This is a genomic window from Micromonospora sp. WMMD882 (genome assembly GCF_027497255.1).
Taxonomy (GTDB): domain Bacteria; phylum Actinomycetota; class Actinomycetes; order Mycobacteriales; family Micromonosporaceae; genus Micromonospora.
The window spans coordinates 2,883,312-2,910,208 of record NZ_CP114903.1 but is presented as its reverse complement, the minus strand read 5'-3'; the positions used below and the strand labels follow the sequence as shown (position 1 = coordinate 2,910,208).

Sequence of the window (26,897 nt, the reverse complement as noted above, 5' to 3'; positions counted from 1 at the left end):
GCCGACGGCGCTCAGCCGGCCGTGCCGCCGACGCGGCGCAGCAGCAGCTCCTGGAGGTCGGTCAGCGGCGTCTCCGGGGTGCCGACCCGGCGTCGCCACGTGCCGTCCGGGGCCAGCTCGAAGGCGTCCACCTCCGGGCTCATCGCGGCGGTCAGCACGTGATCCAGCTCGGCGCGCGCGACCGGATCGCTCACCTGCACCAACGCCTCGACCCGACGGTCCAGGTTGCGGTGCATCAGGTCGGCCGAGCCCATCCAGAACTCGGTGGCCCCGTCGTTGCCGAAGCGGAAGACGCGGGAGTGTTCCAGGAACCGACCCAGGATCGAGCGGACCCGGATGTTCTCCGACAGGCCCGGCACCCCCGGCCGCAGCGTGCACATGCCCCGGATGAGCAGGTCGACATGCACCCCGGCCCGGGACGCCCGGTAGAGCGCGTCGGTGATCTCCTCGTCCACCAGGGAGTTCACCTTGATCTGCACCAGGCCGGGCGTGCCGAGCCGGGTGTGCGCGATCTCCCGGTCGATCCGCTCGACCAGGCCCCGCCGGATGCCCTGCGGGGCGACCAGCAGCCGCCGGTACGCGGTCTGCCGGCTGTACCCGGTGAGCACGTTGAACAGGTCGGTGAGGTCCGCCCCGATCTCGGGGTCGGCGGTGAGCATGCCGAAGTCCTCGTACAGCCGGGCGGTCTTCGGGTGGTAGTTGCCGGTGCCGATGTGGCAGTACCGCCGGATCTGGTTGCCCTCCTGCCGGACGACGAGGGAGGTCTTGCAGTGGGTCTTCAGGCCCACCAGGCCGTAGACGACGTGGCAGCCGGCCCGCTCCAGGGTGCGGGCCCAACCGATGTTGGCCACCTCGTCGAACCGGGCCTTCAGCTCGACCAGCACCACCACCTGCTTGCCGGCCTCGGCCGCGTCGACCAGGGCGTCCACGATGGGGGAGTCGCCGCTGGTGCGGTAGAGGGTCTGCTTGATGGCCAGCACGTGCGGGTCGGCGGCGGCCTGCTCGACGAACCGCTGCACGCTCGTCGCGAACGAGTGGTAAGGGTGGTGCACCAGGATGTCGCCGTCGCGCAGGGTGGCGAAGACGCTGCGTGGCACCTCGCCCTCGGTCAGCCGGGGGTGGGTGGCCGGCACGAACGGCGGGTCCTTCAGGTCCGGGCGGTCCGCCGCGCCGTACACCTGCCACAGCGCGGAGAGGTCCAGCAGGCCGGGCACCCGCAGCACGTCGTGGGCGTCCATGTCCAGCTCACGGACGAGCAGCTCCAGCATGTGGTCGGAGATGGACGCGGCGACCTCCAGCCGGACCGGCGGGCCGAAGCGGCGGCGGGCCAGCTCGCGTTCCAGCGCCTGGAGCAGGTCCTCGTCCCGGTCCTCGTCGACCTCCAGCTCGGCGTTGCGGGTGACCCGGAACAGGTGGCACTCGACCACCTGCATGCCGGAGAAGAGCTGCCCCAGGTGTACGGAGATCAGCTCCTCGACCGGCAGGAACCGGACGCCGGGCAGGTCACGACAGACCCGTACGAACCGGGGCACGTTGTTCGGCACCTTGACCCGGGCGAACAGCTCCGTCCCGCCGTGCGGGTCGCGGACCGTCACCGCCAGGTTCAACGACCGTCCGGAGATGTACGGGAACGGGTGCGCCGGGTCCACGGCGAGCGGGGTGAGCACCGGGAAGATCTGGTCCCGGAAGTAGGTGCGCAGCCGTTCCCGTTCCGGATCGCCGAGATCCGACCAGCCCAGCAGGTGGATGTCCTCGGCGGCCAGTTTCGGCCGGACGTCGTCGACGAAGCAGGCGGCGTGCCGGGCCACCAGGTCGGCGGACTTCTCCGCGATCAGTTCGAGCTGGGTGCGCAGCGGCATCCGGTCGCCGCCGCGTACCGGCAGCCCGGCGGAGAGCCGGCGTTGCAGCCCGGCGACCCGCACCATGTAGAACTCGTCCAGGTTGCTGGCGAAGATGGCCAGGAACTTCGCCCGTTCCAGCAGCGGGGTGCGCGGATCCTCGGCCAGGGTGAGCACCCGGGCGTTGAAGTCGAGCCAGGACAGCTCCCGGTTGAGGAAGCGGTCCTCGGGCAGCGGCTCCGGCGTCGCCGGCTCGTCGTCGTCGGGCGGTCGGGGCCCGCCGGGGCCGACCTGCTCCGGGCCGGTCCCGCCGGGCGACCCGTACCCGCCGGGGTCGGTCACCTCGTCGACCCCGGCGGAGGCGGCGCCGCCCGCGCCCGGACCGGGCTGGCCGTCGTCCACGGTGCCCATGGGCTCGGGTTCGGAGCCGGCGTCGTCCGGCGTGCCCATGGGTCCGCGCCCGGCGTCGTCCGGCCCGGCGTCGGGGGGACCGGCGGTGGGCGGCTCGGTGGTGGGCGGTTCAGGGGTGGCCGGTTCGGTGGTGGTGGTGGCCGGTTCGGTGGTGGTGGCCGGTTCGGTGGCGGCCCGGGTGGCTGTGGAACGGCGGGCGCGGGGCCGTGCGGGCGGGTCACTGCCGACCGGCTCGGGCAGCTCGGCTGCGGCGGGTCGGCGCGGACGGACCGGGCGGCGGCGGGGCGGGGTGCTCACCCAGTCATCATGACCCGACCAGGGTGAACGTAAAATGAACTTTGCCTGGTGGCGGGTCAGCCGCCCATGGTCGGCAGGGTCACCCGGACGATCTCACCGGCCGCATCCCGGTCGATCCTCACCCGTTGGCCGAGCCGGAGCAGCCGCAACCCGGAGGCGTCGAACGCGCGGGCCGGGAACGCCAACTCGGTGCCGTCGTCGAGGAGCAGCACGCCGGTCCGGGTCACGCCGTCGAAGGTCGCCACGGTGCCCTGCATGCCCAGCACCGTACACCGGTCGGCTCAGCGTGGGGCCACGGTCGCGTGCCGGCCGGCGCTGCCGTCCCGGCCGACGCCCCGGCGGCCGACGGAGGTCCCGCCCCGAGGGGTCGTTCCGGCGTGGGCGCCGCCGTCGCGGGGGGTGGTCGTGGCACGGGGGTCGGTCAGCGCGGTCGTCCGTGGTCCCAGCCCGAGCCGGGCTGCCGCCGTCAGGTCGGCGGGAGTGTCCACGTCCCGGCGCAGGGTCGGCCAGCCGCCGGTCAGCGGCAGCGCACCGCTGGCCGCGTGCGCGGCGGCCGAGCCCACCCCGAACCGTGGCGTCAGCGGCACGCCGGCCGGCGCGGTCAGCAGCACGGTGCCGTCACCCGGCGCGTCCGCGACGAAACGCCGGGCCACCGGACGTCGGCCGGCCGCCCGCAGCGCCGCGCCCAGGTCCGCCGGACGCAGCGCGGGCAGGTCGGCGGTGAGCCCGGCCACCCAGCCGCCGGCGGTGGCCGCGCCGTGGCGCAACGCCGCGTTGAGGCCGGCGTCCGGGGCGTCCGGCAGCACCCGCGCGCCGGCCGCGCGGGCCGCCGCGGCGACCCGGGTGTCGTCGGTCACCACCAGCACCCCGGCGACCGCGTCGCAGGCCAGCACCGCGTCGAGGGTGTCCAACGCCAGAGCCAGGGCCAGGGACTCGTGGGGTACGGCCGGCAGCGCGCCACGTAGTCTGCTCTTCGCCCCCTCAAGACGCTTCACCGGCACCACCACGGTCCAGTTCGGCTCGCTCACGGGCCCATCCTGCCACCGTTCGGCGGCACCCTCGCTGGTCACGTCCGGGGGCAGCAGGCATGATTCGCTACGGGCGTCGCCGGTGGGCGTGGGCGGGAACGAGGAGGCAGGGTGGCACGGCGCAGGCTGGGATTCTGGCAGTGGTTCGCCGTGGTGGTGGTGAAGCCCCTGATGACCGTCTGGACCCGCCGCACCTGGACCGGCCGGGAGCACATCCCGCGTACCGGGGGCGTGATCATCGTCCCGAACCACCTCTCGTACGCCGACCCGCTGGTGTCCGCGCACTTCGTCTACGACGCCGGCCGCTGGCCCCGGTACCTCGGCAAGGCCAGCGTGTTCCGGGTGCCGGTGGTGGGTTGGATCCTGCACCGCTGCCGGCAGATCCCGGTCGAGCGGGGCAGCGTCGACGCCGCCCGGTCGCTGGACGCCCTGGTCGCCGCGCTGCACGACGACGGCGCGGTGATCATCTACCCGGAGGGGACGCTGACCCGGGAACCCGACCTGTGGCCGATGCGCGGTAAGACCGGCGCGGCCCGGCTCGCCCTGGCCACCGGCGCGCCGGTGGTCCCGATCGCCATGTGGGGGCCGGAGAAGATCTTCGACCCCCGGGGCCGGCGGCTCAGCCTGCGTCCGCGGATCCCGGTCAGCGTGGCCGCCGGCCCGCCGGTCGACCTGAGCCGCTGGGCGGGCGCGACCCCGACGAAGGCGACGCTGGAAGAGATGACCGACGAGATCATGCTCCGGATCCGTGACCTGCTGGCCGACCTGCGGGGCGGCACACCGCCGCCGCTGGCGGAGCGCCCGGCCCGACCGGACGTGCCGAGCGGCGACGGCGTGCCGAGCGGCGATGGCGTGCCGAGCGGCGACGGCGGGCCGGGGGAGCGTCGGTGAGCGGGCACGTGGCGGTGCTCGGGGCGGGCTCCTGGGGCACCGCGTTCGCCAAGATCCTCGCCGACGCCGGCCGGGACGTCACGGTGTGGGCACGGCGGGCGGCGGTGGCCGACGCGATCCGGACCCGCCGGCAGAACCCCGAGTACCTGACGAACCTGCGGTTGCCGGAGCGGGTGACGGCCACCGACGTGGCGGCCGAGGCGATCGTCGACGCGGAGGTGGTGGTGCTCGCGGTGCCCTCCCAGACGTTGCGCGGCAACCTGGCCGAGTGGGCCGGTCACCTCGCGCCGGACGCCACCCTGGTCTCCCTGATGAAGGGGATCGAGCTGGGGACCACCAAGCGGATGAGCGAGGTGATCGTGGAGACCGCCAAGGTGGCGGCGGACCGGGTGGTGGTGGTCTCCGGCCCCAACCTGGCCCCGGAGATCGTCGCCGAGCAGCCGGCGGCGACCGTGGTCGCCGGCACCGACGTCGGCCGGGCCACGCTGGTGCAGCGGGCGGTCACCACGCCGTACTTCCGGCCGTACACCAACGACGACGTGATCGGCGCGGAGCTCGGTGGCGCGGTCAAGAACGTGATCGCCCTCGCGTACGGCATCGCCATCGCGATGGGTTTCGGGGACAACACCAGGGCCTCGCTGATCACCCGGGGGCTGGCCGAGACGGCCCGGCTGGGCGTGGCGCTCGGCGCGGACCCGCTCACCTTCGCCGGGCTGGCCGGCATGGGCGACCTGGTCGGCACCTGCTCGTCGCCGCTGTCGCGAAACCGTACGTTCGGGGAGCACCTGGGCCGGGGCGAGAGCCTGGAACAGGCGCAGGCGGCCACCCGGCAGACCGCCGAGGGCGTCAAGAGCTGCCTGGCGATCCGTGACCTGGCCCGCGCGCACGGGGTGGAGATGCCGATCACCGAGCAGGTCGAGCGGGTCTGCCACGAGGGTGTCGACCCGCGCTTCGCGGTGCAGGCGTTGATGAGCCGGACGACCAAACCGGAGTGAGGGAGATGACGGTGACGGGGGAACAGGACTGGCGGGACGGGACCCGCTGTGTGCACGCCGGGCTGCCCGAGCCCGCGCCCGGTGAGCCGTTCCTGCCCGGCCCGGTGTTCGCCGCGCCGTACCACCTCGACCCGTGGGAGGGGCCGTCGGCCAGCCCCAACGGGTACGGGCGGCCGGACAACCCCACCCGGCGGCTGCTCGAGTCGGCGGTCGGGGAGCTGGAGGGCGGCGACTGCCGGGTGTTCGCCAGCGGTCAGGCCGCCATCACCGGGCTGCTGCTGGCCGTGCTGCGTCCCGGGGACGTCGTGCTGCTGCCCGCCGACGGGTACTACGCGGTCCGGTCGTTCGCCACCCGGACCCTCGCCGGGATCGGGGTGGACGTGCGCTTCGCGCCGACCGCCGGCCCGTACCCGGAGCTGGACGGCGTCCGCCTGGTGCTGTTGGAGTCCCCGGCCAACCCCGGCCTGGACGTCTGTGACATCGCCGCGCTGGCGGCGCGGGCGCACGCCGCCGGGGCGCTGGTCGCGGTGGACAACACCACCGCCACCCCGCTCGGGCAGCGCCCGCTGGACCTGGGCGCGGACGTGGTGGTCGCCTCCGGCACCAAGGCGCTGACCGGCCACTCGGACCTGCTGCTCGGGTACGTGGCGACCCGGTCGGCGGAGCTGCTGACCGCGGTCACCGACTGGCGGAAGACCACCGGCGCGGTCCCCGGCGCGTTCGACGCCTGGCTGGCGCACCGTTCCCTGGCCACCCTGGACCTGCGGCTGGCCCGCCAGACCGCGAACGCCGAGGCGGTGGCGCGGACGCTGGTCGCGCGCCCCGACGTGGCCGGGGTGCGGTGGCCGGGACTGCCCGACGACCCCGCCCACCCGGTGGCCGCGGCGCAGATGCGCCGGCTGCCGGGGCTCGTCTCGTTCGACCTGGGGGACGCCGACCGGGTGGCCCGGTTCGTGGCCGCGTCCCGGCTGGTGGCCGCCGCCACCTCGTTCGGCGGGCTGCACACCACCGTCGACCGGCGGGCCCAGTGGGGCGACGAGGTCACCCCGGGTTTCGTCAGGCTCTCCTGCGGGGTGGAGGACCCGGCCGACGTGGTGGCCGACCTGACCGCCGCGCTGGACGCCGCCGGGTTATCGTGTGGGACGCCCACAACGGGCCCCGACCGGAGGAGGTGAGTCCGATTCCCCGACTGGCAGGACCGGTGCTCCCTCCCGTCCCGGTGGCGTCCGCGCGCTAGACGGCCGTGGGGGAGCGCCGGCGAGCGTTCCCGGAAGGCCCCGCATGGCATCGTCGTCCTACTCCGACCGTCCCACCCCGGCCGCGCCGTCGCGGTCGGTGGTGTCCGCGCCCGCCGCGTCGTCGTCCGGCTGTTCCACCCCGGCCGCGTCGTCGCGGCCCAGGATCCCTGCGCCGGACGGGTCGGCGTGGCCGGACCGGGCGGCTCTGGTGGCCCGGCTCCGGGCCGCCGGCTGCGTCTTCGCCGAGGACGAGGCGGGGCTGCTCGTCGAGGCCGCCGACTCGCCCGCCGGGCTGGCCGCGCTGGTCGACCGTCGGGTGGCCGGTGACCCGTTGGAGCAACTGCTCGGCTGGGCCGAGTTCTGCGGGATCCGGGTGCCCGTCGACCCGGGGGTGTTCGTGCCCCGTCGACGTACCGCCCTGCTGGTGGCGGTGGCCGAGGCGGTCGCCGGGCCGGCGCCGGCGCTGGTGGAGCTGTGCTGCGGCTCCGGCGCGATCTCGCTGGCCCTGGCCGCCCGGCTGCGGCCCCGCTGGCACGCCGCCGCCGACCTGGAGCCGGCCGCCGTCGGCTGTGCCCGACGCAACCTGGCGGCGCTCGGCGTGCCGGTGTACCAGGGTGACCTGTTCGACCCGCTGCCGGCGCGCTGGCGGGGGCGGCTGGACCTGGTCGTCGCCAACGCCCCGTACGTGCCGACGGAGGCGGTGGCGCTGATGCCGCCCGAGGCGCGCCGGTACGAGCCGGGCGTGGCGCTCGACGGCGGTTCGGACGGGCTCGCCGTGCTGCGCCGGCTGGCCGTGGAGGCGGTGCGCTGGCTCGCCCCGGGCGGGCACCTGGTGGTGGAGATCAGCGAGCGCCAGGCGGGGTCGCTCTGCGCGGAGCTGGCCGGTGGCGGGCTGCGGCCGACGGTGCGCCGGTCACCCGACCTGGACGCCACCGCGGTCGTCGCCCGCCGGGTCGACGACTGAGCCCGGTTGCGGCGGTCGCGTCGTCGGCCCGGCGCGAGGGCCCCTTCCCGCCCCGGTGGGTGGGAAGGGGCCGCTGCTCACGCGCCCGGGGCGGACGGTCCCACGCCGGGCGTACGGGGGTCCCACGCCGGGCGTACGGCTACGCGCGGCGCGGACGGGCTCAGGCCCCGGGCGGCGGGGCGGGTGGGGCGACGGTGAAGGCGGCCCACGCGGCCCGGGAGAACAGCAGCGCCGGGCCGTCCGGGTCCTTCGAGTCGCGGACGGCGACCGTACGCGGGATGGCGGCCATCTCCACGCACGCGCCCTCGTCCCCGCTGTGACTGCTCTTGCGCCACCTGGCTGTGGCCAGCGCCGCGCTGATCGTCGGTGTCATCGGTTACGTCCCTCCAGGGTTCGGACAAGCTGCTCGCGACTCTCCGCCGGGCTGAGCGCGACGCTTCGCAGGTGTTCCATGATCTTGGTGCAGGTGCGCAGGTCACCCGGCCGGTCGAGGATCATCTGCCCGGCCACCGTCTCCACCGAGGCGATGATCGGGTCCTCCGGGTCGGGGAACTCCAGCATGTGCAGCGACCCCCGGGTGCCCCGGTGGTACCCGGCCACCAGCGGGATGACCTGCACGGTGATGTTGGGCAGCTCGATCATCTTGAGCAGGTGGTGCAGTTGCGCCGCCATCACGCCCTCGTCACCTACCGGTCGGAGCAGCGCCCCCTCGTCGATGATCGCGTCGAAGATGGGCGGCTCGTCGCCGGCGAGCCGCTGCTGGCGGTCCAGGCGGACCTGGACCCGTTGCTCGACCTGCTCGTCGCTGAGCGTGTGCGGGCCGCCCCGCATCACCGCCCGGATGTAGTCGGCGGTCTGGAGGAGGCCGGGGACGACCGACGGCTCGAAGTTGGCGATGGCGCTCGCCTCGGCCTCCAGGGCGATGAAGTCGATGGTGCGCCGGTCCAGCAGGTACGAGTACGAGACCCACCAGCCGGGTTTGCGGGCGTCCTTGGCGAGCGTGACGGCGGCTTCGACCTCCTCCGCGCGGGCCCGGTAGAGGGTGAGCAGCGCCCGTACGGTCGCCGGGGTGACCAGGGTCTGCGCGTTCTCGTACCGGGACAGGGTGCTGCGGGTGCTGTTGATCTCGTCGGCGGCGGCCTCCAGGGTCAGGCCGGCGGCCTCCCGGTGGGCGCGCAGGGCGATGCCGAGCCGTCGGGCCCGGGCGGTCTTCGGTGCCATGCATCGATCGTCGCACACTTCTGTGGGATAGCGTGCATGAGAGAAATCGGATGAGAGTTGCATTCACGCGTGTCGCAATGGCAATCTGTCATGGCGTCCTCACCATCGGTGGTCGTGGCGACGGTGATGGTGAGTGACGGGAGGGGAAGGAGACGCGTGGTGGTCGGGTTACCACTCCCCCGCCCGATCACCACGTGTCCCGCCACCAGGAGGCGTCGGAGAGGGGACCGCATGGCAGCGAGCCGTTACTGGCCTCGGGTGTCGCGCTGTCGTTGGTGTGCGTACCCCGTGCTGCGGGACAACGACGGCACCTGGATCCACGCCAACCTCGCGTACGTGTGCCGGGACCGGTCGGGGGCGCTGGCCGCCACCACGGCCGAGCCGGAGGAGGTTCGGCGTGCCTCCTGACCACTGTGTGCCGGGTCGCCGCCGGAGCGCCCGCTGCTGGCCCGGGCAGCGGAGCGCGCGGCGACCCGGGGCGTGCCGGACGACTGGAGCGGCCGTCCGGCACGGCGTGCCGCGTCATGCTAGGGGTGGCATGGCGCGGCACGCGCCGCCCGGCGCGCAGGCGGTCCGACCGCCGGGGTCCGGCGGCGCCTCCGCGTCCGGCCGCCGGCCGGACGCAGTCGGGCGCGGGCGGACCGGTGGGCGCGGGCGGCGCGGTGGGGGATCACGATGACCCGGTTCCTGGTGGTGCTCACCGACGTGCGTCCGCTCGACGGCGCGGTCCGCAACGAACGGACCATGCCGGAGCGTCGACGGCAGGTGGTCGGGGCGAGCAGCCGGGCCGCCGCCGACCGGATCGCCCACGCCTTCACGGCGCTCGGCATGGTCCGCGCCGGCCGGCAACGGGTCAAGGTGATCGCCGTCGGACGCCGCTACGGCGGCTGTTGACCGTCCCTCCGGGGTGATGCGGCGGGCTTGTCCGGTGACGGCCCGTCCGGCCCCTGCGCGCGTGGCGCGCGGCCGACATCCCGATCATCTGCGGTTACGCGCCGTATATGTCGGGTTGACTGATTGCGGGGATGAGGTCGGGCGGTCCGGGTATCGGTCCGGGGCGTCGCCACCCACAGTAGGGTCAGTCCGGCGAGCGCCGCCACGGGCTCGCGGGCCACCGCAGTCGCGAACCGGAGATGAAGCCAGTGACCACCCCAGGCAAGACCCGAGTCGCCATCGTCTTCGGCGGCCGTAGCCCCGAACACGGCATCTCCTGCGTCAGCGCCGGCAGCGTGCTCGGCGCGCTCGACCCGGACGAGTTCGACGTGGTCCCGGTCGGGATCACCCGGGCCGGGCAGTGGGTGCTGGCCGACGGCGACCCCGGCCGCCTGGCGATCACCGACCGTCGGCTGCCGGAGATCACCTCCGCCACCGGGGCCGAGGTCGTCCTGCGCGCCGACCCCACCGCCAACGGCCTGATCGTCCTCGACCCCACCGAGGGGCCCCGCGCGCTGGCCGGCGTGGACGTGGTCTTCCCGGTGCTGCACGGCGCGTACGGGGAGGACGGCACCATCCAGGGCATGCTGGAGATGGCCGGCATCCCGTACGTCGGGGCGAACGTGTTCGCCTCCGCCGCCGCGATGGACAAGGAGTTCACCAAGAAGCTCTGCGCCGTCGAGGGCCTCCCGGTCGGCCCGTACGCGGTGCTGCGCAGCGGGGCCACCCTCAGCGAGGCGGACAAGGAGCGCCTGGGCCTGCCGGTGTTCGTCAAGCCGTCCCGGGCCGGCTCCTCGTTCGGCATCAGCAAGGTCAGCGACTGGTCCCGCCTCGACGCGGCGGTGGCCGCCGCCCGGGAGATCGACTCCAAGGTGCTGGTGGAGGCGGCGATCGTCGGCCGGGAGATCGAGTGCGGCGTGCTGGAGGGCGAGGCGGGCGGCGCGCCCGAGGCGTCCGTGCTGGCCGAGGTGCGGGTGGTCGCCGACCACGACTTCTACGACTTCGAGGCGAAGTACATCGACGCCGACCAGGTCTGCGAGTACGACGTCCCGGCCGAGCTGCCCGAGCAGGTGGCCCGGCAGGTGCGCGAGTACGCCAACCGCGCCTTCACCGCGCTGGACTGCTCCGGGCTGGCCCGGGTCGACTTCTTCGTCACCCCCGGGCTGGACGTCTACCTCAACGAGGTGAACACCATGCCGGGCTTCACCCCGTCGTCGATGTTCCCCCGGATGTGGGCGGCCTCCGGGCTGGAGTACCCGAAGCTGGTGCGCCGGCTGATCCGCACCGCCCTGCGCCGGAGCTGACCCGCCCCGGCCGGGCCGGGCGCGGGACCCGCCGAGCGGCCGGCCCCGGCAGCTAGGCAGCCACGTTCCGGCGGTCAGCTCCGGCAGCCGGTCGGGACCGGGTCGGCGCTGGGCACCGAGGCGACCACCGCGTCCGCGACCGGCGTGATCCACTGCAACGGCTGCTCGTACGCGCGGGGCACGGTGACCTGGACGCCGGTCTCCCGGTCGACGCTGGTGAGCACGGTGGCCGCGGCCTCCTCGCGGACGTACCAGCAGACCTTCCCCGCCACCCAGACGGTGTCGGCCGCCGGGACGGTCGGCTCGGGGACGCCGCAGGCCACGGTGAGGGCCGGGTCGCCGTACGCGGCGTTCTGCTCGGCCCCGGCGGTGACCGGCCGCTGGGTGAGCTCCCGGACGGCCGGCGGAAGTTGGGACAGCAGCGCCCGGCAGACCGTGGCGGGACGCTCGGCCAGCGGCGCGGCGGCCATCTCCACGGCAGTGGTGGCCTGCGGTCGGACCGCCGTGACGCTCGGGCCCGGGTCGGGGTCGGCCGGGCCCTCCGGGGCCAGCGCGGCGAAGGTGACCCCGGCCACCGCCACGGTCACCGGCACCGCGACCAGCGCGGCGACCAGGGCCGCGTTCCGGGTCGACCGGTCCCAGCCGCGCCGCTTCGGCCGGACGGTCCGGGCGTCGCCGGGCGTGGTCGCGGCGTCGTCAGGCGTGCCTGTGGCGTCGTCGGGCGGGGGCGCGGCGCTGCCCGGTGGGGTCGCGCCGGGGTCGGTGTGGGAGGTCTTCTCGCTGTCCACTTACAGTCGCACCACCGAACAGGTCAGGGTACGGGTGATGCCGGGCACCATCTGCACCTTGCTGACGATCAGTTTGCCGAGCTCGTCGACGGTGTTCGCCTCGGTGAGCACGACCACGTCGTACGGGCCGGTGACGGCGTCGACCCGCACCACGCCGGCCAGGTCCGCGATCACGCCGGCCACGTCACGTGCCCGGCCGACCTCTGTCTGGATGAGGATGTACGCCTGAACCACGACTCGACCTCCGTCCGCCGCCACCAGGGGCGGCCCGAGTGAAACTACCCTACCGACCAGGTCCGATCCCGATCGGTGGCCAAGGAGAAGCGGTGAGCGAGCAGAGCGGCGGCAGTCCCGCCGGTGACGGCGTGGCGGTCCGGTGGCGACGGACAGCCGGCCCGGACGCGGGAAACGCCCCGGGACGGCCGGCATGAACGTCACGGGTCCCGGCGAGTTCGGGTTGATCGACCGGGTGACCGCCCGGCTGTCGTACGGGCCGGCGTGCCTGCTCGGCCCCGGCGACGACGCGGCGGTGGTGGCCGCCCCGGACAGCCGGGTCGTCGCGTCGACCGACGTGCTGGTCGAGGGGCGGCACTTCCGGCGGGACTGGTCCGGGGCGGTGGACGTCGGCCACCGGGCGGCGGCGGCCAACCTCGCCGACATCGCCGCCATGGGGGCCACCCCCACCGCCCTGCTGGTGGCCCTCTGCGTGCCGCCGGACCTGGCGGTGAGCTGGGTCGAGGAGCTCACCGACGGGCTGGCCGCCGAGGCGGCCACGGTGGGGGCGAGCGTGGTCGGCGGGGACACCTCGGCCAGCCCGACCCTGACCGTCGCGGTCACCGCCCTGGGCGACCTGGGCGGACGCCCGCCGGTGGTCCGCGCCGGCGCCCGGCCCGGTGACGTGGTCGCCCTGGCCGGGCGGACCGGGTACGCGGCAGCCGGCTACACCGTGCTCTCCCGGGGCTTCCGGACGCCGAAGGCGCTGGTCGAGGCGTACCGGCGACCGGAGGTGCCGTACCCGGCCGGTCCGCACGCCGCCCGGCTCGGGGCCACCGCCATGATCGACGTGTCGGACGGGCTGCTGGCCGACCTGGGGCACGTGGCCCGGGCCAGCGGCGTCGCCGTCGACCTGCGGCGGGACGCGTTCGAGGTGCCCCGGCAGATGGCCGACGCCGCGCGGGCGCTCGGCGTCGACCCGTACGCCTGGATCCTCGGCGGCGGTGACGACCACGCGCTGGCCGCGACCTTCCCGCCGGCGGTGGCGCTGCCGTCGCCGTGGCGGCTGGTCGGCCGGGTCGGCGAGGGGAGCGGGGTGACGGTGGACGGACGTGCCTGGGAGGGCCCGGCCGGCTGGGACCACTTCCGCTGACCGGGGACCCCGACCGGCGACCAGGACGGCCGGGGAACACGACGGCCGGGGAACACGACGGCCGGCGAGCGGCAAGAAGGGGTATGACGACGCCCACCCGCACGCCGGCCGGGGCGGATCCCGCCGACCTGGCCGGCATGTTCGAGCGGTACGCCCGCGATCTGCTGCGCTACTGCGCCCGACGGGTCGGTGAGCAGCTCGCCGAGGACGTGGTGGCGGAGACGTTCCTGATCGCCCACGAGCGCCGGCACCGGTACGACAGCGCGCGGGGCGACCTGCTGCCGTGGCTGTACGGCATCGCCACCAACCTGCTGCGCCGGCACCGGCGGGTGGAGCTGCGCGCCCTGCGGCTGGCCGCGCGGGCCGGCCCGGAAATCGAGGGCCCGGCACGCCGCGCCGCCGAACGGGTGGACGCCGAACGTGCCGTCGCCCGGCTCTCCGCCGTCCTCGCCGGGCTGCCCCGGCGGCAGCGTGACGTGCTGTTCCTGTACGCCGTCGCCGAGCTGGAGTACGCCGAGATCGCCGCCGCCCTGGACATCCCGTTGGGCTCGGTCCAGTCCGCCCTGCACCGGGCTCGGAGCAAGATCCGGGCCGCCCTGGCCGCCGAGGGAGCCGCCTGATGAGCCGTCACGAACCCGACCTGGTCGCCGTCCGGGAGCTGCCGCCCGGCCGACCCGAGCCGACCGACGAGTCGGTCGCCCGTACCTGGCACACGGTCACCCGTGGCCTCCACCCCGCCGGCGGGGCGGTCGCCCGGCCGCCGCGTCGGGTCCGCTGGCTGGCGCCGGTCGCCGCCGCCGCGACCGTCGTCGCGCTCGCCGTCGGTGGGGCGGTCCTGCTCACCCCGGACCGGCCGATCCCGGGCCCGGCTGCGCCGGGTCCGGACGAGGTGATGGCCCGGTTGATCGAGCGGGCCGGGCGGGTGCCGGCCGTGCCGGTGCCCGCCGGGCGGCTGCTCTACCTGCGGGCCGAGGGCCCGCAGGGCTGGCACGAGACCCGGGAGGCCTGGTACGACCCGGAGACCCTGCTGCCGCTGCGGCGGCGGGTGGACGGCGTCGACCAGCCGATCGACGCGCCGCCCCGACGTCCGGGCGACACCGCCGAGGAGAACGCCCGGGCCGTCGCCGCCGGCGGCGACTGGCGCTACCCCACCCCCGGATGGCTGGCCGGCCTGCCCACCGACCCGGCGGCGCTGCGCGAGCGGCTGGACCGGGAGATCGAGGCCCGGCCCGCGTCGCCGGACGAGCGACCGCCGCCGGAGAACCTGACCGGTCACCTGCTGGGGCTGCTCGCCCGGGCCGAGCCGCGCCTGTCCGCGCCGTTGCGGGTGGCCCTCTACCAGGTCATCGCCGACCTGGACGGGCTGGAGGTCCGGGAGGTGACCGTCGCCGGCCACCGGTACCAGGCGGTCGGCCAGCGTGAGCCGTCGTCGAGGATCCTGCTCGCCCTGCTGTTCGACCCGGTCAGCGGCCGGGTGGTCGGCGAGTACCACGACGTCCGGGTCGACGCGGACGGCCGTCCGCTGCCGTCGGGGCCGGCCCCCGTCGGGGCGGCGGTCTCCGGCAGCCACCTGATCTGGACGTTCGCCGCGGTCACCGGCGTCGACCGGACGGGATGACGTGCGCCCCCGGCCGGCGCGCGTACGCCCACCCGGGGGCGCGCGACGGCGGCCGGACGTGACGTATGACCGATCGGGGATGGCCGGCCCGGTCCCGGGCCGGCCACGGTCGTACCCTGCCCCGGTGAGTGAGATCGAGATTCGTCCGCTGCGGTTCGACTCCGCGCAGGCGCAGCGGTTGATCCGGGCGGCCCTGGCCGACCTGGGGGCCCGGTACGGCGGCAGTGGCGACGAGACCCCGGTGGACGCGACCGAGTTCGCGCCGCCGCACGGGGCGTTCCTGGTGGCGTACCTCGACGGGGAGCCGGTCGGCTGCGGAGGTTGGCGCAGCCACGGCGACACCGGCGAGGTGGCCGAGCTGAAGCGGATGTACACCGCCCCGGCGGCCCGGGGCCGGGGGGTGGCCCGCGCGGTGCTGGCGGCGGTCGAGCGGTCGGCCCGGGAGCAGGGCCGCCGACGGCTCCTCCTGGAGTGCGGTGACCGGCAGCCGGAGGCGATCGGGATGTACCACTCGGCCGGCTACGAACGCATCCCGAACTTCGGCTTCTACCGCGACGCGCCCGGCTGCATCTCCTTCGCCCGCGACCTCTGACCGACGGCGCCGGTGACCTCGGGGTCGTCGGCCGGCGGCGGACACGACAGTGCCGGTGGACCGCGAGGGTCCACCGGCAGTGACGTCGGTGCGGCGGGAGGTTACCGCGTCAGGCGCGGGTGACCTTGCCGGCCTTGATGCACGAGGTGCAGACCTTGAGCTTCTTGGTGTTGCCGCCACCGGCCGGGGTCCGCACCGACTGGATGTTCGGGTTCCAGCGGCGGTTGGTCCGCCGGTGCGAGTGGGACACGTTGTGGCCGAAGCCCGGCCCCTTGCCACAGACGTCGCACACGCTAGCCACGGGATACTCCTGGGATTGTTCGTTCACGAGGGTCGCCGGCAGGTGCTGCCCGGGCAACCTGGCCAGGTTACCCGATACCACCGGGGAGCAGCGAACCGGCACCCGACACCCCGACGCGGGCCCCGCCCGACGGTGTCGTCCGGCGGGGTGTCGGTGCCCGCCAGTAGGCTTTCCGCCGTGCTGGAGACGCTGGACGCCGACGCGGTGCGCCGCTGGTGCGCGGGCGGGCTCGCCGCGCTCCGCCGGCACCAGGGCGAGATCGACGACCTCAACGTCTACCCGGTCCCCGACGGCGACACCGGCACCAACCTCGTGCTCACCCTCACCTCCGCCCAGCAGGCCCTGGCGATGGATCTGGACACCTCGCCCGAGGGCGGGGCCACCCCGCACGGGCACGCGTTGCGGTTGATGGCGCGCGGGGCGCTGCTCGGCGCGCGGGGCAACTCCGGGGTGATCCTCGCGCAGCTCCTCCGGGGCCTCGCCGAGGTCCTCGCCGGCGTCCCGGCCGTGCGGGGCCGGGCGCTGGCCGAGGCGTTGCGGGCCGCCGCCGACACCGCCTACGGCGCGGTCGCCCACCCGGTGGAGGGCACGCTGCTCAGCGTGGCCGCCGCCGCGGCGGGCGGGGCGGAGGAGGCGGCGGGCGGCGACGACCTCTGCGCGGTGGCCCGGGCGGCGGCCGGCGCGGCGGCCCGGGCGCTGGCCCGTACCCCCGAGCAGTTGATCACGCTGGCCCACGCCGGCGTGGTCGACGCCGGCGGCCGGGGGCTCTGCCTGCTGCTGGACGCCCTGGTCGAGGTGGTCAGCGGTGAGCCGTCGACCCGGCCGGCGCGCCCGCCGGCCACCGCCGTCCGGGAGGCCACCGCCGTTCGGGAGGCCACCGCCGTTCGGGAGGCCGGCTCCGGCCCGTACGCCTACGAGGTGCAGTACCTCCTCGACGCCACGCCCGAGGCGGTGGCCCGGTTGCGGGCCACCCTGGACGCGCTGGGCGACTCGCTGGTCGTGGTCGGCGACGGCGGCCCGCCGGGGCGGTCGACCACCTGGAACGTGCACGTGCACGTCGACGACGTGGGCGCGGCCGTCGAGGCCGGGGTGGTGGCCGGCCGGCCGTACCGGATCTCGGTGACCCGCTTCGCCGACCAGGTCGCGCCGGCCCCGCCGCCGCCCGGTCCGGCGGAGGACGGCCGGGCGGCCGTGGTGGTCGCCTCCGGCGCGGGCCTCGCCGAGCTGCTCGCCGGAGAGGGCGCGGCCGTGGTCTCCGGCGACCCGTCGGTCGGCGAGCTGCTCGACGCGGTCCGGGCCACCGGCGCGGCCCAGGTGGTGGTGCTGCCCACCGGCCCGGCCACCCAGGCGGTCGCGGGCACGGTGGCGCACCGGGCGCAGGCGGACGGCGTCAAGGTCAGCGTGGTGCCGACCCGGTCCCCGGTGCAGGCGCTGGCCGCCCTCGCCGTCCGCGACCCGCGGCGCGCCTTCGAGGACGACGTGATCGCGATGGCCGAGGCGGCCGGGGCCTGCCGGTACGCCGAGGTGTGCCACGCCAGCCGGGAGGCGCTCACCGTGGCCGGCCCGTGCCGGCCCGGTGACGTGCTGGCCCTGGTCGAGGGGGAGGTGCACCTGATCGGGCGGGACCTGGTCGACACCTGCGCCGCCCTGGTGGACCGGATGCTCGGCGGCGGCGGCGAGCTGGTCACCCTGCTGGCGGGCGCGGACGCGCCGCCCGGGTTGACCGAGGCGGTCCGCGCGCACGTCGCCGACCGTTGGCCGTTCGTCGAGGTCCACGCGTACGTGGGGGGCCAGCCGAATCATCCGCTCCTGGTGGGGGTCGAATGACCGAGCCGTGCACGGTGGACACGCCGCTGCGGAAGCTGGTCGGGGAGAAGACCGCCAAGGCCCTGGCCGGTCACCTCGACCTGCACACCGCCGGTGACCTGGTCTACCACTTCCCCCGCCGGTACGACGAGCGGGGCGAGCACACCGACATCCGCTCGCTGGACGTGGGGGAGCAGGTGACCGTGCTGGCCCAGGTGCAGCGCACGGCGGTGCGCCCGATGCGCCAGCGCCGGGGCAACCTGCTGGAGGTGACCGTCGGCGACGACTCCGGCGGCACGCTCACCTGCACGTTCTTCGGCAACCAGGCGTGGCGGGAACGCGAGCTGCGGCCCGGCCGGTGGGGCCTGTTCGCCGGCAAGGTCACCGAGTTCCGGGGGAAACGCCAGCTCAACGGCCCCGAGTACGTCCTGCTCGGCGCCGGCGGTGAGGGCGAGGCGGCGGCGAACGAGGAGGTCGAGGAGTTCGCCGGGGCGCTGATCCCGGTCTACCCGGCCGCCGCGGCGGTGCCCACCTGGGTGATCGCCCGCTGCGTGCGGGTGGTGCTCGACACGTTCACCCCGCCGGAGGACCCGCTGCCGGCGACGGTCCGCGCCACCCGGAGCCTCACCGGGCTGGCCGGGGCGCTGCGCGAGATCCACCGGCCGTCCAGCAAGGAGGCCCTCTACCGGGCCCGGCGGCGGCTCAAGTGGGACGAGGCGTTCGCCGTGCAGGTCACCCTGGTGCAGCGCAAGCTCCGGGCGGCCGACTCGCCGGCCCGGCCCCGGCCGCCGCGCCCGGACGGCCTGCTCGCCGCGTTCGACGCCCGGCTGCCGTACGAGCTGACCGACGGCCAGCGGGACGTCGGCCGGGAGATCGCCGCCGACCTGGCCGCCGCGCACCCGATGCACCGGCTGTTGCAGGGCGAGGTGGGCTCCGGAAAGACCCTCGTCGCGTTGCGGGCCATGCTCCAGGTGGTCGACGCTGGCGGGCAGGCCGCCCTGCTCGCCCCGACCGAGGTGCTCGCCGCCCAGCACAGCCGGGGCATCGCCGAGCTGCTCGGCCCGTTGGCGCAGGCCGGCGAGCTGGGGGCGGCCGAGCACGCCACCCGGGTGGAGCTGGTCACCGGCTCGCTCGGCGCGGCGGCCCGCCGCCGGGCGCTCGCCGAGGTGGCCGAGGGTCGGGCCGGCATCGTGCTGGGCACCCACGCCCTGCTGTACGAGGGTGTCGACTTCGCCGACCTGGGGCTGGTCGTGGTGGACGAGCAGCACCGGTTCGGCGTGGAGCAGCGGGACGCGCTGCGCGCCAAGGCCGACCAGCCGCCGCACGTGCTGGTGATGACGGCCACCCCGATCCCCCGTACGGTCGCCATGACCGTCTACGGCGACCTGGAGGTCTCCACCCTCGCCCAGTTGCCGCAGGGCCGCTCGCCGATCGTCTCGCACGTGGTGCCGGCCGCCGAGAAACCCGCCTACCTGGACCGGGCCTGGCGTCGGCTGCGCGAGGAGGTCGCCGCCGGCCACCAGGCGTACGTGGTCTGCCCACGGATCGGGGAGGGTCCCCGCTCGGAGGAGGAGGCCCCGAAGGAGGACGACACCGGGCGGCGACCGCCGTTGGCGGTGACCGAGGTGGCTCCGTTGCTGGCCGAGGGGCCGCTGCACGGGCTGCGGATCGGGGTGCTGCACGGGAAGCTGCCGGCCGACGAGAAGGACGCGGTGATGCGCGCCTTCGCCGACGGCGGGCTGGACGTGCTGGTCGCCACCACGGTCGTCGAGGTCGGCGTGAACGTGCCGAACGCCACCGTCATGATCGTGCTGGACGCCGACCGGTTCGGCGTCTCCCAGCTCCACCAGTTGCGTGGCCGGGTCGGTCGGGGCGCCGCCGCCGGCCTCTGCCTGCTGGTCACCGAGGCGACCGACGGCGCCTCGGCCCGGGCCCGGCTGGACGCGGTCGCCTCCACCACCGACGGGTTCACGCTCGCCGAGCTGGATCTGGAGCAGCGACGGGAGGGGGACGTGCTGGGCGCGACGCAGTCCGGCCGGCGCTCGCACCTGCGGCTGCTGTCCCTGCTCCGCGACGCGGACCTGATCCGCGACGCCCGCGCCGAGGCGATCGCCCTGGTCGAGACGGATCCGGAGCTGGCCCGGCATCCGGCGCTGGCCGCCTCGGTGGCCGCCCTGGTCGACGCCGAGCGCGCGGAGTACCTGGAGAAGGGCTGAGACGGCGGTGGGGGCGTGCCCGCGGTTCGTGGGCACGCCCCCACCGGGACGCTCAGGTCACTTGCGGCGGTGCAACGGACCCGCCTGGACGCTCAGGCCGCTCAGGCGGTGAAGCGGACCCGCCGACGCCGGGCCACGACGAACAGCGCCGCGCCGATCGCGAGCAGGGCCAGCGCGCCGGCCGCGATGCCGCCGGCCGCCGCGCCGGTCACCGGCAGGCCGCCCTGGTCGCCGTCACCGCCACCGGCGCCGCCGTTGTCGCAGTCCTCCGGCGCGTCCCAGGTGATCGGCTCGGCGGAGGCCAGGTCGCCGGTGACGACCACGCTCAGCCCCTCGGCGGCGGGGAAGGTGACCTGCCGGGTGGCGCCCGGCTCGAAGGTCACCGTCTTCGGCGCGCCGACGTTCGGGGTGAAGGTGGAGGTGAGGGCGATGCCGTCCGCCGGGTTGACGACCTCCAGGATCAGCTCGTCACAGGTGGCCTCGTAGCTGGTCTCCGGCTCGCCGACGGTGGGCTCCTGGCAGTCCTCCGGCTTGGTCCAGCCGCCCTTCCAGGTTTCCATGCCCCGGGCCTGGACGGTGACGTCCTTGCCCTGCTCGGCGGTGAGCTTGCGGGTGACGCTGCTGCTGGCCGGGACGGTCGCGGAGTCCTCGTGCCCGCCGCTGCCCCGCACGGTGAAGGTCGCCGGGACGTTGCCCCGGTTGGTCAGGGTCAGTTCGAGGTTGCCCAGGCAGTCCGAGGTGGCCTCGACGGCCGGGGCCTCGACGCAGCTCTCCTTGCCGCCGTTGTACCAGGCGGCCTTGCCCTTCGAGCGGGAGCCGATGCCGTTCCTGCTGCCGACCTTGCGGTCCCCGTAGCGCTTGCCGTCCTCGACGATCGGGTCGATGATCTCGCTACCGAAGACGAAGTCGACCTGGGTGTGGCAGACCGGCACCTCGACCGCGAACTCCAGCTTGGTGACCGCGCCGATCTCGCCCTCGGCCACGCTGGTGAACTTCTTCACCGACCGGTCGAACGCGTACTGCGGCACCGCGAAGGTCGCCGACGGCGCGAGGTAGGAGACCAGCGCGAACTCCTGCTCCTCGCCCGCGCAGAGCGGCCCGTTGGTCAGGGCGATCGACGCCGTGCCGGCGGGCCCGTCGAACGTGTGCCGGTAGCGGGCCTCGTCCGCGTCGACGCAGACCGACGCCGGCGGGGTGGCCGTCGCGGTGGGCGAGGCGGTCACCGTCGCCGTCGGCGCGGGGGAGGGGGTGGCGGTCGCCGGCGTGACGAGCGCGAACGCCGTGGCGAGGCCGGCCAGCCCGGCGGCGGCCACGGCGAACGGTCGCCGCGGCGACAGCTTGGTACGGATCACACGTACTCCCGGGGGTGCGTGACGTGAGGGGCACGGCGTGGGGTGGCGGACGGTCGCTGCCGGTCGTGGCGCGTCCCGTCCCGGGCCGCCCCGACGCCGTCGGTCGGCGGGGAACTGCCGACGCCGGGGTGACCCTAGCGGCATCGCCATCGACGGCACAGCCGCCGGTGACCACTGAGGACGAAGTTACCGAGGTGAGATCAAACGTCAGCGTACGGTGATCCGGTCGACGCGTACCGTCGCCGACCCGGGCGGGCGGCGCGACGCCCGGGGCGCGTAGCGTCAGAGCCATGGACAGGGAGCGACGGTGACCCGGATCGTGGCCGGGACGCTCGGCGGACGGCGGATCGCCGCGCCGCCCGGCGCCGGCACCCGACCCACCTCCGACCGGGTACGCGAGGCGCTGTTCAGCGCCGTCGAGGCGACCCTGGGGCTGGCCGGCGCACGGGTGGCCGACCTGTACGCCGGGTCCGGGGCGATCGGGCTGGAGGCGTTCTCCCGGGGCGCGGAGCACGTGCTGCTGGTCGAGTCCGATCCGCGCGCCGCCCGGGTGGTCCGGGAGAACGTCGCCGCCCTGCGGGCCGCGCCCGCCGTCCGCCTGGTCACCGGGAAGGTCGCCACGGTGCTCGCCGTCGGCCCCGAGGGCGACCCGTACGACCTGGTCTTCGCCGATCCGCCGTACGCGGCGCCCGACGCGGAGGTGACCGCGATGCTGGCCGCGCTGGTCGACGGCGGCTGGCTGGCCCCGGACGCCCTGGTGGTGGTGGAGCGGTCCACCCGCTCCGGGCCGGTCGGCTGGGTGGAAGGCGTCACCGGTGAGCGCGGTAGGCGCTACGGCGAGACCACCCTTTGGTACGGTCGCCGATCATGAGACGTGCGGTCTGTCCGGGCTCGTTCGATCCGGTCACCAACGGACACCTCGACATCATCGGTCGGGCCAGCCGACTCTTCGACGAGGTGATCGTCGGAGTGTTGATCAACCAGTCCAAGAGCGGCCTGTTCACGGTCGACGAGCGACTCGCCATGCTCCGCGAGGTGACCGGCTCGTACGACAACGTCCGGGTGGAGTCCTTCCAGGGGCTGCTGGTGGACTTCTGCCGGCAGCAGCAGGCGAGCGTGCTGGTCAAGGGCCTGCGGGCGGTCAGCGACTTCGACTACGAGTTGCAGATGGCCCAGATGAACATCGGCCTGGCCGGCGTGGAGACGCTGTTCATGCCGACCAACCCGCTCTACTCGTTCCTCTCCTCCAGCCTGGTCAAGGACGTCGCGAAGTGGGGCGGCGACGTCTCGCCGCACGTGCCCGACCTGGTCCGTGAGCAGTTGCGGGTCCGGCTGGCCCCGGAACGGCGGACCTGACCGTCCGCGACGCGGGAGGGTTGACCGCCCGCGACGCGCCGGGTGGGTGGGATCGGCCGGCGCTTGCCGGCAGCAGCATCATTGGGTGCAGCAGGAACCCGGCCGTGGCCCGCATCATGGAGGTCGGCCGACGACGACAGGAGTGAGGTACCGGTGGACCCGCTCGACCGCATCGACGAACTGATCGCCATGGTGGAGACGGCCCGATCCGTCCCGATGTCCCGCAACAACTGCATGGTCGACCGGGGGGAGATGATCGCGGCGCTCGACGAGCTGCGTGCCGAGCTCCCCGCCGACCTGCGCCGGGCCGCGGCGCTGCTGGAGGAGCGGGACAAGATCATGGATGCCGGCAAGCGGGAGGCCGACCGGATCATCAGCGAGGGCGAGGCCGAGCACGCCCGGCTGGTCTCGGTGAACGAGATCACCGTCTCCGCCGAGCACGAGGGGGCCCGGATCGTCGCCGAGGCCCGGGCCGAGGCCCAGCGGCTGCGCGAGGAGGTCGACGACTACGTCGACACCGCGCTGGCCAACTTCGAGCAGTTCCTCACCCGGGCGCTCGCCTCCATCGAGCGCGGCCGGGACAAGATGCACGCGCTGCGGGAGATCGGCACCTTCGGCGGTGACGAGACGGAACGCCCGCTACCCTTCTGAGCGGCACCTCAGCAGCCGGCAGGGCGGGGCGGGCGTCGCCCCCGGTTCGACGGTCCGGCGGTCGCCCAGGTAACCTCGTTTGTCGGCCTACCACGGCCGGAGTCTGACTATGCCCAAACACACGCCATCGCACCTCGACCCCAGGTCGCCGCTGGTCCTCGACACGAGAGACCTGCCGCGTCGGCCTGGTGCTCTGCGTACGGTCAAGCGGGTGGCCCCGGCACCGACGGACCTCGGCGTGGAGTTGATCGGCGTGCCGGAGGGCGCGGACCTCGACCTCGACCTGAGGTTGGAGTCGGTGTCCGAGGGCGTGCTCGTCTCGGGGACCATCTCCGGTCCGGTACGGGGCGAGTGCGGCCGCTGCCTGCGCGAGATCGACGACTCGATGGCCGTGACGGTCCAGGAGCTGTACGCGTACGAGAACAGCACCACGGACGTCACGACCGAAGAGGACGAGGTGGGCCGGATGCAGGGAGATCTGATCGACCTGGAGCCGGCGCTGCGGGACGCGGTGGTGCTCACGCTGCCGACCAACCCGCGTTGCCGGGAGGACTGCCCAGGGTTGTGCCCCGAGTGTGGGGTGCACCGGGACGATCTGCCGGCCGACCACAGTCACCAGGAGATCGACCCGCGTTGGGCGGGCCTGTCGCAACTGACCCGTACAGAGGAGTAGGAACCGTGGCCGTCCCGAAGCGCAAGATGTCGCGCAGCAACACCCGGTCCCGCCGGGCGAACTGGAAGGCGACCGTGGTCGCGACCGTGGCCTGCCCGCAGTGCAAGTCCGCCAAGCTGCCGCACGCGGCCTGCTCGGTCTGCGGCACGTACAACGGCCGTCAGGTTCTTGAGGTCTGACCTGGACGCCGAGTGACGCTCCCGACCCCTGGTCGGGTGGCGCGCGCGTCCTGGCTGTCGCCCGACGCCCCGGCTTCTCCCGTCGCCGACCGGCCCGACCCGGTCGGCGTACCGGTGGAGCCGGGCGTCGCGCGGATCGCCGTTGACCTCCTCGGCGGGGACGACGCACCCGCCGTCGTGGTTGACGGCGCTCTGCGGGCCATGCGCGCCGACCCGCACCTGCACCTGCTGCTCGTCGGTCCACCCGAGGTGGCCGGCGGGCTGGTCGACGCCCTCACCCCGGACCAACGGGCCCGGGTGGTCGTGCGGCCGGTCCGGGCCGCCGTCCCGATGGCCGACCTGCCCACCCGCGCCCCCCGGGCCGCGACGACCGTCCGGGTGGCTGCCCAGGCCGTCGCCGAGGGCAGCGCGGACGCGGTGGTCTCCGCCGGCTCGACCGGCGCCACCGTCACCGCCGCCGTGCTCGCGCTCGGTCGGTGGCCGGCGGTCCGCCGTCCGGCGCTGGTCGCCACCCTGCCGGCGGCGTCCGGTCCGGTGATCCTGCTCGACGTCGGCGGCTCCCTCGAACCCCGGGCCACCACCCTCGCCCGGCACGCCCTGCTGGGCGCCGCCTACGCGGTGGTGGGTCAGGCGCTTTCCGCCCCCCGGGTCGGGTTGCTGTCGGTGGGCGCCGAAGCCGGCAAGGGCGACCGGCTGCGCCGCGCCGCCGACCCGTTGCTCGCCGCGCTCCCGCTGCCCGCCGAAGCCAGCTACGTCGGCCTGGTCGAGGGGCACGACGTCACCCTCGGCGCGCGGGCCGACGTGGTGGTCACCGACGGCTTCACCGGTAACGTCCTGCTCAAGGCGATCGAGGGCGCGTACGCGCTGGCCGGTGGCCCGCCGACCAGCGGAGCCGTGCCCCGGGCCGCGGCGCTGCTCGGGGTGGACGGGACGGTCGTGGTGTGCCACGGCGCCGCCGCCGGCGAGGACGTCGCCTCGGGCATCGCGTTGGCCGCTCATCTCTGGCGGCGGGCCGTCGTCGCCCGGGTCGCCACGTTGCTCGCCGTCGGTCCGTCGGCCGGCTGCTCCGACCGCACCACCCACACCGAGGTGATCCCATGACCAACGACAAGCGCCGCCGGGCCCCGGTGGGTCATCTGGAGGCGGCGTTCGGCGTCTCGCTCGACCCGGAGCTGCTGGAACGGGCGCTGACCCACCGCTCCTTCGCGTACGAGAACGGCGGCCTGCCCACCAACGAGCGGCTGGAGTTCCTCGGTGACTCGGTGCTCGGTGTGGTGATCACCACGGCGCTCTTCCGCAACCATCCCGACCTGCCCGAAGGGCAGCTCGCCAAGCTGCGGGCCAGCGTGGTCAACATGCGCGCCCTCGCCGACGTGGCCCGTGGACTGGGGCCGGGCGGCCTCGGCGAGTACCTCCTCCTCGGCAAGGGCGAGGAGGCCACCGGCGGCCGGGACAAGGCGAGCATCCTGGCCGACACCCTGGAGGCGTTGCTCGGCGCGATCTACCTCCAGTACGGCCTGGACACCGCCGCGATCGTCATCCACCGGCTGTTCGACCCGCTGATGGCGGAGTCGGCCGGGCGGGGCGCGGCGTTGGACTGGAAGACCAGCCTCCAGGAGCTGACCGCCGCGCTCGGGCTGGGCGTGCCGGAGTACCGCATCGAGGGGACCGGCCCGGATCATCTCAAGACCTTCACCGCCTGGGTGGTGGTGGCCGGCAACCGCTACGGCGGCGCCGAGGGGCGCAGCAAGAAGGAAGCCGAACAGCGGGCCGCCGAGTCGGCCTGGCGGACCCTCACCGCGCAGGCCGACGCCGTCGAGCAGACCGCCGCCGAGCAGACCGGCGTCGAACAGACCGCCGTCGAGCAGGGCGACGTCGAGCGGAACGGCGGCGGGGCGGCTCCCGGGTCGGACGCGGACGCCGTCGGCCCGGTGGTGGAGCCCGCCCCCGACGGCGCGGCGGAGCTGCGGCGTGCCTGAGCTGCCCGAGGTGGAGACGGTCCGGCAGGGCCTGGCCCGCTGGGTGACCGGTCGGCGGATCGGCGCGGTCGAGGTGCGGCACCCCCGCGCGATCCGCCGGCACCTGCCCGGCGCGACGCACTTCGCCGACGTGCTGACCGGCCGGACGATCCGGGACGCGCGGCGTCGCGGCAAGTACCTCTGGCTGCCCCTGGACAGCGGGGACGCGCTGGTCGGGCACCTCGGCATGTCCGGTCAACTGCTCGTCCAGCCGGCCGACGCCCCCGACGAGCTCCACCTGCGGGTCCGGTTCACGTTCGCCGACGACGGCCCGGAGCTGCGTTTCGTCGACCAGCGTACGTTCGGTGGTGTCGCGGTCTCCGCCGGCGGGGCCGACCTGCCCGCCGAGATCGCGCACATCGCCCGGGACCCGATGGACCCGGAGTTCTCCGACACCGCGTTCGTCACGGCGCTGCGTCGGCGACGTACCGAGGTGAAACGGGCGCTGCTCGACCAGACACTGATCTCGGGGGTCGGCAACATCTACGCCGACGAGGCGCTCTGGCGGGCGGGCCTGCACGGCGTGCGGCCCACCGACGCGCTGACCGGGCCGGCGGCCGGTCGGCTGCTGGGCCACGTCCGGGACGTGCTGGGCGAGGCGACCACGCAGGGCGGCACCAGCTTCGACGCGCTCTACGTCAACGTCAACGGTGAGAGCGGCTACTTCGACCGCGCGCTGAACGTGTACGGACGGGAGGGCGAGCCGTGCCGGCGGTGCGGGACGCCGATCCGGCGGGAGCCGTTCATGAACCGCTCGTCCTACAGTTGCCCCCGCTGCCAGCCGCGTCCCCGGGGCGTCCCACGAGCCTGATCCCCGCCGCTCGCTGATCCGCCGCCGACCCGGTGCGCCGTTGCCCCGGC

The 26,897-nt window shown here is 75.0% G+C and carries 28 protein-coding genes and 1 pseudogene; 20 read left to right on the top strand and 9 right to left on the bottom strand.

Features of this window, described 5'->3' with window-relative positions; all coding sequences use genetic code 11:
* Positions 1 to 11 precede the first annotated feature (11 nt).
* The 3 genes and pseudogenes from O7606_RS11840 to cofC all read right to left on the bottom strand — a co-directional run.
* The gene (locus O7606_RS11840; RefSeq protein WP_281599626.1) at positions 12 to 2,288 is read right to left on the bottom strand and encodes an RNA degradosome polyphosphate kinase; all 2,277 of its coding nucleotides are present in this window, start codon (positions 2,286 to 2,288) and stop codon (positions 12 to 14) included.
* A gap of 314 nt (positions 2,289 to 2,602) precedes the next feature.
* Positions 2,603 to 2,803 carry a cold-shock protein gene (locus O7606_RS11835; RefSeq protein ID WP_281599117.1) on the bottom strand — a complete coding sequence of 67 codons (201 nt, stop codon included), beginning with the start codon at positions 2,801 to 2,803 and terminating at the stop codon, positions 2,603 to 2,605.
* Positions 2,804 to 2,977: 174 nt separating this feature from the next.
* A pseudogene (cofC, locus tag O7606_RS11830) lies at positions 2,978 to 3,574 on the bottom strand (2-phospho-L-lactate guanylyltransferase); the annotation flags it as partial.
* 111 nt (positions 3,575 to 3,685) lie between these two features.
* On the opposite strand from cofC, the gene O7606_RS11825 reads away from it, so the two are divergent.
* The 4 genes from O7606_RS11825 to O7606_RS11810 all read left to right on the top strand — a co-directional run bounded on the left by O7606_RS11825 (position 3,686) and on the right by O7606_RS11810 (position 7,662).
* The gene (locus O7606_RS11825; protein WP_281599115.1) at positions 3,686 to 4,465 is read left to right on the top strand and encodes a lysophospholipid acyltransferase family protein; all 780 of its coding nucleotides are present in this window, start codon (positions 3,686 to 3,688) and stop codon (positions 4,463 to 4,465) included.
* The gene (locus tag O7606_RS11820) at positions 4,462 to 5,460 is read left to right on the top strand and encodes an NAD(P)H-dependent glycerol-3-phosphate dehydrogenase (RefSeq protein ID WP_281599113.1); all 999 of its coding nucleotides are present in this window, start codon (positions 4,462 to 4,464) and stop codon (positions 5,458 to 5,460) included. The genes O7606_RS11825 and O7606_RS11820 overlap by 4 nt, the downstream gene beginning before the upstream one ends.
* 11 nt (positions 5,461 to 5,471) lie before the next feature.
* Entirely contained in the window at positions 5,472 to 6,635 is a 1,164-nt protein-coding gene (locus tag O7606_RS11815) for a cystathionine gamma-lyase (protein WP_281599111.1), read from the top strand.
* A gap of 106 nt (positions 6,636 to 6,741) precedes the next feature.
* Positions 6,742 to 7,662 (top strand): putative protein N(5)-glutamine methyltransferase, encoded by a 921-nt coding sequence (locus O7606_RS11810; RefSeq protein WP_281599110.1) that lies wholly within the window; start codon positions 6,742 to 6,744, stop codon positions 7,660 to 7,662.
* 160 nt (positions 7,663 to 7,822) lie between these two features.
* Here O7606_RS11810 and O7606_RS11805 read toward each other — a convergent pair whose 3' ends face one another.
* Positions 7,823 to 8,035: a DUF397 domain-containing protein gene (locus tag O7606_RS11805; RefSeq protein WP_281599109.1), complete on the bottom strand. Its 213-nt coding sequence runs from the start codon at positions 8,033 to 8,035 to the stop codon at positions 7,823 to 7,825.
* Positions 8,032 to 8,883: a helix-turn-helix transcriptional regulator gene (locus O7606_RS11800; RefSeq protein WP_281599108.1), complete on the bottom strand. Its 852-nt coding sequence runs from the start codon at positions 8,881 to 8,883 to the stop codon at positions 8,032 to 8,034. The genes O7606_RS11805 and O7606_RS11800 overlap by 4 nt, the downstream gene beginning before the upstream one ends.
* Before the next feature lie 675 nt (positions 8,884 to 9,558).
* Here O7606_RS11800 and O7606_RS11795 point away from each other — a divergent pair.
* Both O7606_RS11795 and O7606_RS11790 read left to right on the top strand, forming a co-directional pair.
* Positions 9,559 to 9,777, top strand: a complete 219-nt coding sequence (locus O7606_RS11795; RefSeq protein ID WP_281599107.1) for a hypothetical protein — start codon at positions 9,559 to 9,561, stop codon at positions 9,775 to 9,777.
* A gap of 248 nt (positions 9,778 to 10,025) precedes the next feature.
* Entirely contained in the window at positions 10,026 to 11,120 is a 1,095-nt protein-coding gene (locus tag O7606_RS11790; protein WP_281599105.1) for a D-alanine--D-alanine ligase family protein, read from the top strand.
* Between the two features lie 74 nt (positions 11,121 to 11,194).
* Here O7606_RS11790 and O7606_RS11785 read toward each other — a convergent pair whose 3' ends face one another.
* Positions 11,195 to 11,908 (bottom strand): DUF3515 family protein, encoded by a 714-nt coding sequence (locus tag O7606_RS11785; protein WP_281599104.1) that lies wholly within the window; start codon positions 11,906 to 11,908, stop codon positions 11,195 to 11,197.
* Positions 11,909 to 12,142, bottom strand: coding sequence for an Lrp/AsnC ligand binding domain-containing protein (locus O7606_RS11780; RefSeq protein ID WP_275034338.1), 234 nt, complete (start codon positions 12,140 to 12,142; stop codon positions 11,909 to 11,911). It lies immediately after the preceding gene.
* A gap of 193 nt (positions 12,143 to 12,335) precedes the next feature.
* Here O7606_RS11780 and O7606_RS11775 point away from each other — a divergent pair, with 193 nt between their 5' ends.
* The 4 genes from O7606_RS11775 (at position 12,336) to O7606_RS11760 (ending at position 15,484) form a co-directional block, all read left to right on the top strand.
* Positions 12,336 to 13,274: a thiamine-phosphate kinase gene (locus tag O7606_RS11775; protein ID WP_281599103.1), complete on the top strand. Its 939-nt coding sequence runs from the start codon at positions 12,336 to 12,338 to the stop codon at positions 13,272 to 13,274.
* Between the two features lie 83 nt (positions 13,275 to 13,357).
* Positions 13,358 to 13,894, top strand: a complete 537-nt coding sequence (locus tag O7606_RS11770) for an RNA polymerase sigma factor (RefSeq protein WP_281599102.1) — start codon at positions 13,358 to 13,360, stop codon at positions 13,892 to 13,894.
* Entirely contained in the window at positions 13,894 to 14,892 is a 999-nt protein-coding gene (locus O7606_RS11765) for a hypothetical protein (RefSeq protein ID WP_281599101.1), read from the top strand. Before O7606_RS11770 ends, O7606_RS11765 begins: the two co-directional genes overlap by 1 nt.
* A gap of 124 nt (positions 14,893 to 15,016) precedes the next feature.
* Positions 15,017 to 15,484: a GNAT family N-acetyltransferase gene (locus tag O7606_RS11760; protein WP_281599100.1), complete on the top strand. Its 468-nt coding sequence runs from the start codon at positions 15,017 to 15,019 to the stop codon at positions 15,482 to 15,484.
* Between the two features lie 109 nt (positions 15,485 to 15,593).
* Here O7606_RS11760 and rpmB read toward each other — a convergent pair whose 3' ends face one another.
* The gene (rpmB, locus tag O7606_RS11755; RefSeq protein ID WP_011905179.1) at positions 15,594 to 15,785 is read right to left on the bottom strand and encodes a 50S ribosomal protein L28; all 192 of its coding nucleotides are present in this window, start codon (positions 15,783 to 15,785) and stop codon (positions 15,594 to 15,596) included.
* Between the two features lie 177 nt (positions 15,786 to 15,962).
* On the opposite strand from rpmB, the gene O7606_RS11750 reads away from it, so the two are divergent.
* Together O7606_RS11750 and recG are read left to right on the top strand one after the other, a co-directional pair.
* Positions 15,963 to 17,612 (top strand): DAK2 domain-containing protein, encoded by a 1,650-nt coding sequence (locus O7606_RS11750; RefSeq protein ID WP_281599099.1) that lies wholly within the window; start codon positions 15,963 to 15,965, stop codon positions 17,610 to 17,612.
* On the top strand, positions 17,609 to 19,807 hold the full coding sequence (recG, locus tag O7606_RS11745) for an ATP-dependent DNA helicase RecG (protein WP_281599098.1): 2,199 nt from the start codon (positions 17,609 to 17,611) through the stop codon (positions 19,805 to 19,807). The genes O7606_RS11750 and recG overlap by 4 nt, the downstream gene beginning before the upstream one ends.
* 101 nt (positions 19,808 to 19,908) lie before the next feature.
* Here recG and O7606_RS11740 read toward each other — a convergent pair whose 3' ends face one another.
* Complete coding sequence (locus O7606_RS11740) at positions 19,909 to 21,159, bottom strand: hypothetical protein (protein ID WP_281599097.1); 1,251 nt, start codon at positions 21,157 to 21,159, stop codon at positions 19,909 to 19,911.
* Positions 21,160 to 21,466: 307 nt separating this feature from the next.
* On the opposite strand from O7606_RS11740, the gene rsmD reads away from it, so the two are divergent.
* The 8 genes from rsmD to mutM all read left to right on the top strand — a co-directional run bounded on the left by rsmD (position 21,467) and on the right by mutM (position 26,847).
* The gene (rsmD, locus tag O7606_RS11735; protein WP_281599096.1) at positions 21,467 to 22,030 is read left to right on the top strand and encodes a 16S rRNA (guanine(966)-N(2))-methyltransferase RsmD; all 564 of its coding nucleotides are present in this window, start codon (positions 21,467 to 21,469) and stop codon (positions 22,028 to 22,030) included.
* The gene (gene coaD / locus O7606_RS11730) at positions 22,027 to 22,515 is read left to right on the top strand and encodes a pantetheine-phosphate adenylyltransferase (RefSeq protein WP_281599094.1); all 489 of its coding nucleotides are present in this window, start codon (positions 22,027 to 22,029) and stop codon (positions 22,513 to 22,515) included. Before rsmD ends, coaD begins: the two co-directional genes overlap by 4 nt.
* Positions 22,516 to 22,668: 153 nt before the next feature.
* Positions 22,669 to 23,166 carry a hypothetical protein gene (locus O7606_RS11725; RefSeq protein WP_281599093.1) on the top strand — a complete coding sequence of 166 codons (498 nt, stop codon included), beginning with the start codon at positions 22,669 to 22,671 and terminating at the stop codon, positions 23,164 to 23,166.
* A gap of 109 nt (positions 23,167 to 23,275) precedes the next feature.
* Positions 23,276 to 23,839 (top strand): YceD family protein, encoded by a 564-nt coding sequence (locus O7606_RS11720; protein WP_281599092.1) that lies wholly within the window; start codon positions 23,276 to 23,278, stop codon positions 23,837 to 23,839.
* A gap of 5 nt (positions 23,840 to 23,844) precedes the next feature.
* Positions 23,845 to 24,018, top strand: coding sequence for a 50S ribosomal protein L32 (gene rpmF, locus O7606_RS11715; RefSeq protein ID WP_281599091.1), 174 nt, complete (start codon positions 23,845 to 23,847; stop codon positions 24,016 to 24,018).
* 114 nt (positions 24,019 to 24,132) lie between these two features.
* Complete coding sequence (locus O7606_RS11710; protein ID WP_281599624.1) at positions 24,133 to 25,119, top strand: phosphate acyltransferase PlsX; 987 nt, start codon at positions 24,133 to 24,135, stop codon at positions 25,117 to 25,119.
* Positions 25,116 to 25,997, top strand: coding sequence for a ribonuclease III (gene rnc, locus O7606_RS11705; RefSeq protein ID WP_281599090.1), 882 nt, complete (start codon positions 25,116 to 25,118; stop codon positions 25,995 to 25,997). The genes O7606_RS11710 and rnc overlap by 4 nt, the downstream gene beginning before the upstream one ends.
* A complete protein-coding gene (mutM, locus tag O7606_RS11700) occupies positions 25,990 to 26,847 on the top strand; it encodes a bifunctional DNA-formamidopyrimidine glycosylase/DNA-(apurinic or apyrimidinic site) lyase (RefSeq protein ID WP_281599089.1) in 858 nt (285 codons plus the stop codon). The genes rnc and mutM overlap by 8 nt, the downstream gene beginning before the upstream one ends.
* Positions 26,848 to 26,897 lie beyond the last annotated feature (50 nt).